This is a genomic window from Streptomyces sp. NBC_00038 (genome assembly GCF_026343635.1).
Lineage (GTDB): Bacteria > Actinomycetota > Actinomycetes > Streptomycetales > Streptomycetaceae > Streptomyces.
Map to the genome: position 1 here is coordinate 5,561,359 of NZ_JAPELQ010000001.1, position 12,148 is coordinate 5,573,506.

A 12,148-nucleotide genomic window follows, 5' to 3' on the forward strand; every position below is an offset into this window, starting at 1 on the left:
TGCGTTGAGCCCCGGTAGAGCCGGGGCTCAACGCACCGGGAAGCCGAAGGAGTAGCCCTGCTCCTTGAGCTGGGGAAGGATCCGGCGCAGGGCCTCGACGGTCTGGGCGCGGTCGCCTCCGGCGTCGTGGAAGAGGAGCGTCGGCCCATTGGGCAACTCCCGCTCCACGGTGGCGACGATGGCGTCCGTGCCCGGCCGCTCGAAGTCCTTGGTGTCCACGTTCCAGCCCAGCGGGCGCATGCCGCGGGAGGCGGCGAGCTTGCGGCTGTACGGGGTGAAGGCCCCGCCGGGCGCCCGGTAGTACATCGGCCGTACGCCCCCGGACGCCTCGGTGATCATGCGTTCGGCGTCGAGGATCTGCTGCGACTGGTAGGCCTGGGACTGCTTGTCCATCGTGGTGTCGTGCGACACCGAGTGGTCGCACAGCCGGTGCCCGGCCGCGACCACCTGCTTCACGAGCTCCGGGTGGGCCTGCGCCTGCGTCCCCACCATGCAGAACGTGGCCTTCACCCCGTACTCCCGCAGCACGTCGAGCACTTGGGGGGTCCACACGGGGTCGGGGCCGTCGTCGATGGTGATGTTGACGCCGCGCGCCCCCTTGTCCGAGGCGTGCGCGATGGTCACCGCGACCGGCTTGCCGTCACTGCCCGCCGAGACCGGGGCGGTCGCCTTCGGCGACGGGCCGCCCACGACACCGGCCTGCGCGGACCACGCCGATGCACCGGCGGCGAGCATGGCCACCCCGAGCGCCGCGCCGAACACCTTGCCGTACCAGCCCCGCCCGCCACCGTGCCGCGCCATGTCCGCCCCGCTTTCCCGCAGTTACTCACCGATACCTTGGTCAACTCGCGACCAACTGGCAGGACGAGAAACAGCGGCCACAGGATGCGCCCGTTACCGATCAAGGACAATCCCGGAGTGGTTCCCGGACAACCGAGCGAGCAGCGGGCGGGATCGGGGCGCGAGCTTCATGGCGCCCGCCGACAGGGCGATCAGACTGAGGTCGTGCCCGAGCAGATCGTGCATGTCCTGGGCGATGCGGGCACGTTCACGCAGGCGGGCCTGCTCGGCGATCAACCACTGCTCGCGTTCCAGGTGCTCGGCCCGCTCCCATCCGGCCCGCACCAGAGCCCGGTACTGACGCCAGAACCGGCCTGCGAACCACGGCAGTACGGCCGCACCCACCAGCACCAGCACGAACCGGTCGCCGAGCGAGATCCATGACGGGACCGCGCTCACGGCCACCACACCCACCGCCGCCACGCCCGACAGCACGACGACCGCCGTCCTGGCGGACCCCGGCCGACAACCGCGCCTCTACCGCACCGCCTTCGAGGGCGGCTGCGGGGTGCCCGTGACCGCGGCGAAGAACCGTTCCAGGCGCGGTTCCCCGGAGTTGTCGAAGACCGCCTCGGGCGGCCCTTGGACAAGGATGCGGCCCTGGTCCATGAAGACCACCCAGTCCGCGACCTCGCGCGCGAAGCGCATCTCGTGGGTGACGACGACCATGGTCGTGCCGTCCGAGGCGAGTTCGCTCATCACCGACAGGACCTCGCCGACGAGTTCGGGGTCGAGGGCGGAGGTCGGTTCGTCGAAGAGGAGCACGCTGGGGTCCATCGCCAGCGCGCGGGCGATGGCCACGCGCTGCTGCTGGCCCCCGGACAGCTGGTGCGGGTACTTGTGGGCGTGGGCGTCCATGCCCACCTTGCGGAGCAGTTCCCGCGCCAGCCCCTCGGCGGCCGACCGGCTGCCGTGGAGCCGCTGTTGGAGCGGGGCGAGGGTGATGTTCTGCAGAGCTGTCCGGTGCGGGAAGAGGTTGAACCGCTGGAAGACCATGCCGACGTGACGGCGCTGGGCGGCGAGTTCACGGTCCCGGCCGCCCATGGGCCGGCCGTCGATCTCCACAGTGCCGTGGTCGGGCTGTTCCAGGTGGTTGAGGGTGCGTACGAGGGTGGTCTTGCCCGAGCCGGAGGGGCCGATGACGGCCACCACCTCGCCGCGGTGCACATCGAGGTCCACCCCGTTCAGGACGGACACCGCGCCGAACGACTTCCGCAGGCCCCGGGCGCGTACGACCGCCTCGCCGTCGTGCGGGGTGCGGGGTCGGGTCCGCGCCGGTGCGACGGGGACGTCGGCCTCCGGGACGTGGCCGGCCGTGGCCTTCGTACGGCGTCTGCGCACGTCCAGGCGCCGTTCGAGCAGGGCGCGGAGCCGGTCGAAGAGGGTGACCAGCATGACGTAGTAGACCGCCACGGCCAGCAGGGTCTCCAGGACCAGGAAGTTCTGGGTGTAGAGGCGCTGGCCGACCAGCAGCAGTTCGGCCAGGGAGATGGAGCTGACCAGTGAGGTCAGTTTGAGGATGCTGATGAACTCGTTGCCCAGCGCGGGAAGCGCGACCCGGAACGCCTGCGGCACCACCACATGCCGCTGCACGCCCGCGTACGGGATGCCCAACGCCTGCGCGGCCTCGCCCTGTTCCTTGCCCACGGCCAGCAGACCGCCTCGGTGGATCTCGGCGATGTACGCGGTCTCACTGAGCACGAGCGCGACCAGGCCCGCGGCGAAAGGGCTCGACAACAGGGGCCTGAGGTCGGGGAAGAGCTGCGGTGAGTTGTAGACGAAGATCAGCAGTACCAGCAGCGGCAGACTGCGGAAGAACCAGACGTACGCGGAGGCGAGGAGCCGCAGCGGACGCAGCCGGGACTGCTGGGCGAGGGCGACGAGCAGGCCGAGCGCGGTGGAGATCACCCAGGCGGACACGGCCAGTTCCACGACGAGCAGTGCCGCCCGCCACAGGTCGGCATCGGCGAACAGGCCGATCGTGTAATGCCAGTCGAAGCTGCCCATCATCCGTCAACTCCCCTCGGCCTGACCGAGGTTGTACTTCTTCAGCAGCTCGGCGTAGGTGCCGTTCTTCTTGAGCTCGTCGAGTGCGGTGGTGAGGGTCTTCTTGAGTTCGGTGGCGCCCCGTTTCACGGCAAGCCCGGACTGGACCGGATAGATCAGGGTCTTGCTGGAGATGGTGAGCCGGCCACCGGTCTTGTCGGCGGCGGCCTTGGCGACGGCCCCGTCGGTGACCTGGGCGTCGACCTGACCGGACAGCAGCGCCTGCGTGCCCTCGGGGTCGGTGCCGAACTCCCGTACATCGACGGCCTTTTCACCCTTCCCCTCGCACTGCGTGCTCGCCTCGCCGCGCAGCTTCTCGACGATCTGGCCGCCCTTGATCACCGCGACCGACTTCCCGCACAGGTCGGTGACCACGGCCGGCCGGTAGTCGCCCGAGCTCTGCACCACGATCGAGTTGCCGGTCGTGAAGTACGGGATGAAGTCGACCTGCTTCTTGCGCGCGTCGGTGATGTAGAGGTCGGACGCGATCACATCGAAGTGGCCGGTCCCGAGCCCGGCGATGAGCTGCTCGAACCGTGTGTCGACGAAGGTGGACTTCAGTCCGGACGCCTTGGCCAGAGCCCGGGAGATGTCCGGGTCGAAGCCCGCCGGGGTCTTGCCGTCGAGATAGGCGTACGGGGGATACGTCAGGTCCGATCCCACGGTCAGGGTGCCGGCGGTCATGGTGCCCGAACCGCCCGCCTCGCCGGCCGGGGAGGAACCGCTGGAACAGCCGGACAGGGCGAGGAGCAAGCCGGCGGTGATGGAGCGGAGGAGGGTCACGCGCATGAGGGGGCCTCTCGACCGGGAGACTGAAACTGTTGAACAATCTGGCTGCTGATGATGGTGACGGGTTGGTGTTTCAGTCAAGTAAAAGGTCGAAACTTCCTGGATGTAGTACATGGAGCAGGCTTCTATTTTGTTCAACAGATCGTGCGCTAGGGTGGGGGCATGTCGACTCTGAACGGCGCGGCGGCCTCCGCCGGGCGCCCCGTCCTGGTGACCGATGTGCTGCGCGAACGCATCGTCGAGGGCGAACTGCCGCCCGGCACCCCGCTGCGGGACGTCGCGCTCTCCGCCGAACTCGGGGTGTCCCGCAACACCCTGCGAGAAGCCCTGCGCACCCTGCACGACGAGGGCCTGGTGGTGCAGCAACTGCACAAGGGCACCGCGGTGAAGACCCTGTCCGCCGAGGACGTGACGGACATCTACCTCGCCCGCCGCACGCTCGAACTCAGCGCCGTCGACGCGAGCCCGCTCGCCCCGGAACCACTGCTCGACGCCATGGAGGCCAAGGTCTCGGCCGCCGAACTCGCCGTCGACGTCGAGGCGTGGGACAAGGTCGGCACCGCGTCACTGCGGTTCCACCAGTCGCTGGTTGCCCTGCTGGGCAGCGCCCGGCTCGACGGCTTCTTCCGGGTGACGATCGCCCAACTCCGCCTGGCCTTCGCCGTGATGGCGGATCAGGGCGCCTTCCAAGCGCCGTGGGTCGCCCGAGACCGCGAGATCTGCGACCTGATCCGCGGCGGCCGGCGCAAGGACGCCACCGCCGCGCTGCGGCTCTACCTGGACGACTCGGAGCGGACGGTGCTGGACGCCGTACGCGCCAACTCCCGTACGACCAGCACGACATCGGCAGCGAAAGGCAAGCGATGACCCCCCGCCCGGCATCCGCATCGGCCGCGTCCAAGGCGGCAGCCGCCTACCAGGCCACCCAGGGCGGCGCTCTCGACGTCGACCGCGCCTTCTACGACCGTTTCGCCGGGACGCGCCACGAGCTCGTGGACTCCTTCGAGATCCCGATCCGCTCGGGCCGCGCCTGGACCGTCCCTCAGGGACACCTGTGCAGGATCGTGACGGTCGAGGGCCCCCAGGTCGGCGACCTGAACATATGGAACCTCCACGACCCGCGCGAGCGCATGTGGGCCGCCCGCACCCGCCAGCTGCAGCGCGCGCACATCTCCACGTACGACCGCATCTGGTCCACTCTCCCCTTCCTGCGCCCCTTGCTCACCGTCACCGCCGACACGCTCGCGGACTACGGCGTCGACGCCGACGGCGGACGCGTCCACGACCTGCTGGGCACCCGCTGCGACCCGTACGTCAACCGCATGCTCACCGGCGAGGACTTCGACTTCCACTGCCACTCGAACCTGGTCCGCGCCGTACTCCCGTACGGCCTCACGGAGTTCGACGTGCACGACGTCCTGAACGTCTTCCAGTGCACCGGCCTGAACGAGTCCGACCAGTACTTCATGAAGGACTGCCCGGCCCGCAAGGGCGACCACTTCGAGTTCTTCGCCGAGACCGACCTCCTCTGCGCCCTGTCCACCTGCCCCGGCGGCGACCTCTCCGTCCCCCTCTGGGGCCCGGACGCCCGCGACCCCCTGGACGTCTGCCGCCCCCTGGGCATCGAGGTCTACCGCCCCGCCCCCGCCCTACTGGACGGCTGGACCCCACCCCGCAGGGCCGCCTACCGCAACGTCCACGGCCTGCGGCGGCCCGACTTCCTCGAGACCACCGGCTGAACCAGAACCAAGCCTGACGCCACTCAGCCGGCGGCGGGAGTGATCACCGCCCTGACCGGGGCCGGCCGAGGTACCGACGACGTCGCGGTACGGGCGAGATCAAGGGGGCCGGGTGCTGACGCGGCCGATCGCGCCGCCACGCGCCCATGACCTGCACCGGGGAGTACTCCAGCCTCGACGAACTCCTGTCACCGGCTGCTTCGTGTGCTGGAGGGCTGGAGGAGCTGGTCGACGGGTGCGTAGTCGTCGGTGAGCAGTTGGGCATCGCCGATCCAGGAGGTGAGCTCGTCGCCGGTGGCGATCTTCCAGCCGGTTTGCCGGGCGTCCAGCGCTTCCTGGGTCGCGCGCAGGTCGACCGGTCGGTCGGAGGCGAACACCACCAGATTGCCGCCCTCGGCGGTGGCGGTCGGGTCGAGGCCGATATCGACGGGTTCGCCGACGAGTGCCACGTGCTCGAAGGTCTCGCGGAGGGTGGCCACTTCGGCACGTGCGAAAGCCATACTGCCGTGATCGATGAGGTTGGCGACGTACAGGCCGTCCTCGTCGAGCACCCGCCGTATGTCGGTCATCGCTTCCACCGTGGTGAGGTGCCACGGCACGCTGACACCCCCGAAGGCGTCGCCGACGACGAGGTCACGACTGCCGGCGTCCAGTCGCCGCAGACCGAGCCTGCCGTCCTCGGCGCGTACGTCTATACCGGCTTCTGATCCCAGACCGAGTTGGTCGCGGTTGATGCGCACGACCCCGCTGTCGATCTCGGACACAAGGCTGCGCGTCCCGGGTCGCGTTGCCGCGAGGTAACGGGGAAAGGTGAGCCCGCCGCCGCCCAGGTGGTGGGCAGCAAGTGGCTCACGTTCGGGAAAGGCGGCATCGACCACCGACGCGATGGCGCGCACGTACGCGAACTCCAGGAAGGCCGGGTCGTCGACGTCGACGTAGGAGTGGCGCAAGCCGTCCAGAACGAGTGTGCGGCCGCTGTCCCGGTCGGGGTCCGCGACGACCCGTGCGCAGTGGTACTTGGTCTCCGTCTCGCAGGCACCGGGCGCGACCGTGGTGGCCAGGCCGCCGGCAACGACCACGAGTGTGAGGGCAGGGGTGCCGCTCCACCCGCGCGTTCGCCACTCGACCAGCGCCGCGCCGACCACCAGCAGTGTTCCGAGTCCGATCAGGATGCCGCTGACCGACAGCCGCGATACGAGGACGAAGCCGGTGAGGACGGTGCCGAAGATGGCGCCGACGGTGCCGACGCCGGACAGCCGGCCGACCACCGTTCCGGTTTCGGCGAGGCTGGTGAGCCGTAACTTGGTCACGATCGGCGTCACCGCGGAGAGCAGCGCGCCCGGCACGAGGATGGTCAGCGACGCGATCAACAAGAGCAACGCCGGCGCCCACTCCGCAGTGGTACGCAGCACGGCAGGGGTGACCGCCACGACCGCCCCCGACACCCCGAGCGAGGGACCTATGAGCCGCCGTGGATTGACCTGGTCGGCGATGAGCCCACCCAGCCACGAACCGAGGGCGATCGCGGTGAGGGCGATGCCGATCACCATGGTGCTGGTCTCGAGTGTGAGACCGAGGTAGGGAGCCAGTAGCCGCAAAGCGACGATCTCGACCACGAGGACTGCGGCAGAGGACCCGAACACAAGCGCGGCAGCGGCACCGGGGCCCAGGCCGTGGTCGCGAGGCGGGCCCTCGGCGACAGGCGATGACGACGATCCGGTCACGGGCGACATCCTCGCATGCGACTCATCGACCGAACAGCACGGCGAAATCCTCCTCCTCCAGCCATCTGGTGCTGTGACCGGGAAGGTTCACCACGTAAGGCACGGGTCTGTCACGGGCAACTGCCAGGGCCCGGTGGGGACTACTCAGGTCGCCGATCGTCCGCCACGCGTGCGACCACCCGCGCGGCGGGCACGCGGTCGGCTGGTCCGCCCGGCACCCAGGACTCGAACCCGTCGCTTGCCCAGCCGGCCACCATGTCGCCTGGACCCACCCCGATGATTAGCACCGAGAAGTCCGAACCTGCGGCCCAGCGCCAGAAGACGCCTGGCGCGATCCAGTTTTCTCGGAGTTCGGCGGTCTGCGGATGTCGAGAACGTTCCACCGGCTCCGTCCCAGGGACATCAGCGGCCACCACCGGCCGCACCAGGAAGAAGGAGAAGCCCGCATGGCGATTCAGCGGATGGACAACGTCGGCATCGTCGTCGAGGACTTGGACGCCGCCATCGCGTTCTTCGTGGAACTCGGTATGGAGCTGGAGGGCAGGGCGGAGGTCGAGGGCCTCGTCGCCGACCAGTGCACCGGACTCGACGGCGTCCACTGTGACATCGCCATGGTCCGGACACCGGACGGCCACAGCCGCCTCGAGCTGGCGAAGTACCGCAGCCCCGCGGCGACCAGCGCCGGCCCGCGCAACCGCCCGCACAACATTCTGGGCACACACCGCGTCATGTTCGCCGTCGACGACATCAAGGACACCGTTACCCGCCTGCGCCCTCACGGCGCCGAACTCCTCGGCGAGATCGCCCGGTTCGAGGACAGCTATCTGCTCTGCTACGTCCGCGGCCCGGAGGGCATCATCGTCGGACTGGCCGAGCAACTGCAGTGAGAAGGAGGAACCGAACCATGCAGCCGAACGGAATCCATGAGACGGACCTCGGAGAGAGGCGGCTCGCCTCTGAAGTCGCCTCTTGGGGTCAATGACCTGGGCCTCAGCCATTGAGCGGGTGACGAGAATCGACCTCGCACTCTCAGATTGGGAAGCGACGACGCTTGGGGAGCCAGGTAGCTTCTGACCTGGACGTAAGCTCTCGGGTGTGGCAATCGAGGGTGCAGGATCGCACCCCTGTTGACCGTGGTTGCCCGCTCTTACGGGCACGGATTGGGCACGGCTGCGGAGGCGTCACCGGTCGAGACCCTCGTACTCCGACTCGGGTACACCGATGTCCGAGAAGATGTCCCATGCCTGCTGCCTCATCAGTTCAGCGGCGGCGCCGTCGCCGGTCTTCCGGTGGGCGCGGGCGAGTGCCATGAGGGTGCGGGCCTCGCCGAGCCGGTGGCCGGTCTCGCGGTGCAGGGCGAGGGCCGTCTGGCCGAGCTCGACAGCTGTGCCGTGTGCCTCCTCGGCCTCCGCCGTCTCGCACAGGGCCGTCAGAGCCTGGCCCTCCACCACGCGGAACGAGTGGTCACGGGCCAGGGCCAGCGCCAGTTCGGCGTGGGCGCGAGCCTCGTCGTACCGGCCCGTTTCCTTGTAGGTGAGGGAGAGGCACAGGAGGCTGTCTGCCTCGCCCCGTCTGAATCGCGCCTCGCGAGCCATCGCGAGAGCCTGCTCGCCGGCCTGAAGAGCCCGGTCCGCTTGTGCCAGTCGTCGGTGGGCGGCGGCGACCGTGTTGAGGATGCCGGACTGAACCCAGTGTCGTTTCGTGTCCTCGACCTGGGCGAAGGCTCGCTCAGCCTGCTCCAACCCTTCGCTGTGGCGGCCGAGTTCGACATTGATCTTCGCGATGGCGCCGAGCATCATCGCCTGGCCGTCGCGGTAACCGGCCCGCTTGTCCGAGGCCACCTCCGGGCCGAGGAGGTCTAGTCCGTCCGTGAGACGGCCGAGTTCCCAGTACACCCCGCCCAGGATATGCAGGGCCGAGCGGGCGTCCCACCAGCTGACCTCTGCCGCGAGCCCGACGGCCCGTTCGAGGTGATCGGCGGCCTCGTGCAGCCGGCCCAGATCCCGGCAGGCCATACCGAGGCCGACCACCCCGAATCCTTCGAAGTAGCGGTGCCCCGTCTCACGGAAGAGGCGCAGGCCGACGGTGAAATCGTCGTGCGCGCTGTCGAGGCGCGCCATGCTCCAACGCGCGAAGCCTCTGAGGCCCAGACCCGATGCCTCGCCCGTCGCCCAACCGATCTCCCGGCTGATGTCCACTGCGCGTGTGGCGTGTTCCATCGCCTGTCGGACATGCCCCCGGTCCCACCGCGCCGCTGCAAGGCTGGAGTGCATCGCTGCCTGGCCGAACAGATCACTCTCGGTCTCGGCCGCGTCCAGCGCCGTCTGCGCGGTGGTCTGCCAGGTCTTCCGCGGCAGATGGATCCAGAAGTCGCTGAACAGTGCGGAGGTCAGGTGCCACGCGACGGGTCGGGGGCCGTGGCGGGTGGCATGGTTGATGACGGCGAGCAGATTCGCCCGTTCCGCGTCCAGCCACGGTCCGGGCGCGGTGCCCGACGGCATGCCCGGGTGCGTGCCGGGATGGAGGCTGCTCGGCAGCTCCGGAAAGAGCCCGGCCCCCGCGGCGGTTCGGGTGGCGTTCAGGTACCAGATCAGGAGCCGTTCGAGGGCGGCTTCACGGTCCGGCGCCGCCTCCTCCACCAGCGCACACTCCCATGCGTACTCGCGGAGGAGATCGTGGAACCGGTAACGCCCCACCGTCGCGGGCTCGATCAGGTGGGCCGAGACCAGCGCACCGATCAGCCGCCGGGCCTGTGGCAGTGGCGCATCCAGAAGCGCCGCTGCGGCCTCGGTGGTGAACTCCGCTCCCGGGAACTGGCCGAGCAGGCGGAACAGCCGGCGCGCGGCGGGTGCCAGGACCCGGTAGGACACTGAAAAGGCCGTACGCAAAGGAGAGTTGGCGTCACCGTCCGGCTCCAGTGCCTCCAGCTTGTTGCCCTCGGTCATCTCGGTGACGAGGTCGGCCGTCCGCAGGCCCGGATCGCCCGCCAGCCGGGCGGCGGCCACGCGCAGGGCCAGGGGGAGGCTGCCGCAGAGCCGGATCAGTTCATCGACCGCGTGTTTGTCGTCGTCGACCCGGTCCGTGCCGAGGGTCCGGCTCAGCAGTGCGCGGGCTTCGTCCGGCTGGAGGAGGTCCAGTGGCATGGCGTGGGCGCCGTCGTGGGCGACGAGGTCGCCGAGCCGGTTGCGGCTGGTGACGAGGACGCAGCAGGTCGGGCCGGACGGCAGCAGTGGACGCACCTGCTCGGCCGAGGCCGCGTTGTCCAGCAGGACGAGCATGCGCCGGTCGGCCAGCAGGGTCCGGAACACGCGGCTCTGGGCCTCGTGGTGCGGGGGGATTTCGGACGCCGCGAACCCCAGGCTGCGCAGCAGCAGTTCAAGGGCCTCACCGGGTTCGAGTGGCTGCCGGTCGTGGTCGAAGCCATGCAGGTTGACGTAGAGCTGGCCGTCCGGGAAGCGGTCGCGGACGTGGTGTGCCCAGTGCACGGCCAGCGCGGTCTTGCCGATGCCGGCGGCGCCGCCGATGGCAGAGATGACCACGGTGTTCGCAGTCTTTTGTGCCCGCGCGGGCGCCAGCAGCGAGTGGAGTCGGTCGAGTTCGCCGGTGCGGCCGGCGAAACCCGGGGTGTCGTGCGGGAGTTCGGCGGGCACGGCCCTCTCACGCGGTGCGGAGAACACCGACGGGGGCGGACGCAGGAGAAAGACGTCGTCCTGGTGCAGGACCGCTTCGTGCACCCGGCGCAGTTCCTCACAGGGATCGGTTCCGAGTTCGTCACGCAGTCGTACGCGCAGGTCTTCGTAGGTTCTGAGCGCTTCCGCCTGACGTCCGCGGCCGTACAGGGCCCGCATGCGCAAGGCCGTCAGCGACTCGTCGTAACGGTCGGACGCGGACAGTCGGCTCAGGTCGTCGAGTGCATCGCCGAACCGGCCGAGCAGGACCAGGCACTTGAGCCGCTCCAGCCGGAACGTCCGTCGGCGTTCCTCCAACCGCTGCCGTTCCTCCCGCGCGAATGGTCCCGGAACCCCGGCCAGGGGCTCGCCCCGGAACAGCCCGATGGCTAAGGAGAGTTGGCCCGCGGCGGTGACCAGGTCGCCCGACGCGACGGTGCTCAAAGCCTCGTCGCCCCGTTCGTCCAGATCCGTCGTGTCGATCCTGACCTCCTCGACGACGAAGCGGTACCAGCCCTTGCCGCTGCGGATCACCGACTCCGAAGGCGGGGTGCCTTCCGGATCGAGCACTCTGCGCAGCGAGTTGACGTGAGTGGGCAGCACCTTGTGGCTGCCTGCGGGCGGCTCCTCGCCCCACACCGAGTCGAGCAGCCGCTCATGACTCACCACGGCCCCTTGGTGCAGCAGCAGAGTGGCCAGCACGGCCTGCCGCTTGACCGGCCCCAGCTTCAGCGGCGCCCCGCCCCGCCATGCCCGTAACGGTCCAAGCACTTCGAACCGCAGCAGCTGAGGAGATCCGCCGTCCACCCCGAAGCCTCCGCTCCCCTGTGTCATCGGAATTTCATCAGAATTGCAGCACCCCCAGCCAAGGTGATGGACACGACATCGCACAACCCGCACAACCGAGGGGGTCCGCGTGACCGAAGTGGAGTTGGTGGCCACCGCATTGGCCACGGGGGCGGCGGCCGGACTCACCGACACCTCACGAGGAGTCGTCCACGACCTCCACGCCGAGCTGAGGGAGGCGGTCCGCCGACGGTTGTCCGGTGGTGGCGACGGCGTGCGGGGCGGATACGGCGTACGGGTGCTGGACGCATACGAGACGGACCCCGATGTGTGGCGGACCCGGCTGCTCCAGGTGCTGGCCTCCGGGCTGGAGTTGGACGAGGAGATCCTCGGGGCGGCCCGCGCAGTCCTCCGCGCGGAAAGGAGGAAAGGGCACATCACTGCGGTCGTCGGTCGATGACGGAGCGGCCGACCTTTCTGGCCATGATGATGGGCGCGGGTATCGCCATGGCGATCTCGCTACTGGTGGAAGCCCGCAGGGACCACCGTGAGCTGG

Annotated in this window: 9 protein-coding genes and 2 pseudogenes; 4 read left to right on the forward strand and 7 right to left on the reverse strand. The window is 69.4% G+C overall.

The genetic code is table 11. The features are described from left to right. Positions 1 to 27 precede the first annotated feature (27 nt). From OG219_RS25175 to OG219_RS25195, 5 genes and pseudogenes are all read right to left on the reverse strand, one after another. Positions 28 to 801 (reverse strand): polysaccharide deacetylase family protein, encoded by a 774-nt coding sequence (locus OG219_RS25175; RefSeq protein WP_266830091.1) that lies wholly within the window; start codon positions 799 to 801, stop codon positions 28 to 30. 156 nt (positions 802 to 957) lie between these two features. Further along, a pseudogene (locus OG219_RS25180) lies at positions 958 to 1,287 on the reverse strand (histidine kinase); the annotation flags it as partial. A 30-nt stretch (positions 1,288 to 1,317) separates the two neighbouring features. Beyond that, positions 1,318 to 2,058 (reverse strand): amino acid ABC transporter ATP-binding protein, encoded by a 741-nt coding sequence (locus OG219_RS25185; protein WP_323183358.1) that lies wholly within the window; start codon positions 2,056 to 2,058, stop codon positions 1,318 to 1,320. Positions 2,059 to 2,193: 135 nt separating this feature from the next. Then, positions 2,194 to 2,850, reverse strand: a pseudogene (locus tag OG219_RS25190) (amino acid ABC transporter permease); the annotation flags it as partial. Between the two features lie 3 nt (positions 2,851 to 2,853). Continuing rightward, complete coding sequence (locus tag OG219_RS25195; RefSeq protein ID WP_266830093.1) at positions 2,854 to 3,675, reverse strand: ABC transporter substrate-binding protein; 822 nt, start codon at positions 3,673 to 3,675, stop codon at positions 2,854 to 2,856. Positions 3,676 to 3,837: 162 nt separating this feature from the next. Here OG219_RS25195 and OG219_RS25200 point away from each other — a divergent pair, with 162 nt between their 5' ends. Then, positions 3,838 to 4,542, forward strand: a complete 705-nt coding sequence (locus OG219_RS25200; protein ID WP_266830095.1) for a GntR family transcriptional regulator — start codon at positions 3,838 to 3,840, stop codon at positions 4,540 to 4,542. Beyond that, positions 4,539 to 5,414 carry a DUF1989 domain-containing protein gene (locus OG219_RS25205; RefSeq protein WP_266830097.1) on the forward strand — a complete coding sequence of 292 codons (876 nt, stop codon included), beginning with the start codon at positions 4,539 to 4,541 and terminating at the stop codon, positions 5,412 to 5,414. The genes OG219_RS25200 and OG219_RS25205 overlap by 4 nt, the downstream gene beginning before the upstream one ends. 188 nt (positions 5,415 to 5,602) lie before the next feature. Here OG219_RS25205 and OG219_RS25210 read toward each other — a convergent pair whose 3' ends face one another. Next, positions 5,603 to 7,147 (reverse strand): fused MFS/spermidine synthase, encoded by a 1,545-nt coding sequence (locus tag OG219_RS25210; RefSeq protein ID WP_266830099.1) that lies wholly within the window; start codon positions 7,145 to 7,147, stop codon positions 5,603 to 5,605. A gap of 437 nt (positions 7,148 to 7,584) precedes the next feature. On the opposite strand from OG219_RS25210, the gene OG219_RS25215 reads away from it, so the two are divergent. Continuing rightward, positions 7,585 to 8,025, forward strand: coding sequence for a VOC family protein (locus tag OG219_RS25215; protein WP_266830101.1), 441 nt, complete (start codon positions 7,585 to 7,587; stop codon positions 8,023 to 8,025). A gap of 294 nt (positions 8,026 to 8,319) precedes the next feature. On the opposite strand, the gene OG219_RS25220 is transcribed toward OG219_RS25215, so the two are convergent. Next, positions 8,320 to 11,640 carry a BTAD domain-containing putative transcriptional regulator gene (locus tag OG219_RS25220; RefSeq protein ID WP_266830103.1) on the reverse strand — a complete coding sequence of 1,107 codons (3,321 nt, stop codon included), beginning with the start codon at positions 11,638 to 11,640 and terminating at the stop codon, positions 8,320 to 8,322. A gap of 82 nt (positions 11,641 to 11,722) precedes the next feature. Here OG219_RS25220 and OG219_RS25225 point away from each other — a divergent pair, with 82 nt between their 5' ends. Next, positions 11,723 to 12,052, forward strand: a complete 330-nt coding sequence (locus OG219_RS25225) for a hypothetical protein (RefSeq protein WP_266830105.1) — start codon at positions 11,723 to 11,725, stop codon at positions 12,050 to 12,052. The last annotated feature ends 96 nt before the right edge of the window (positions 12,053 to 12,148 follow it).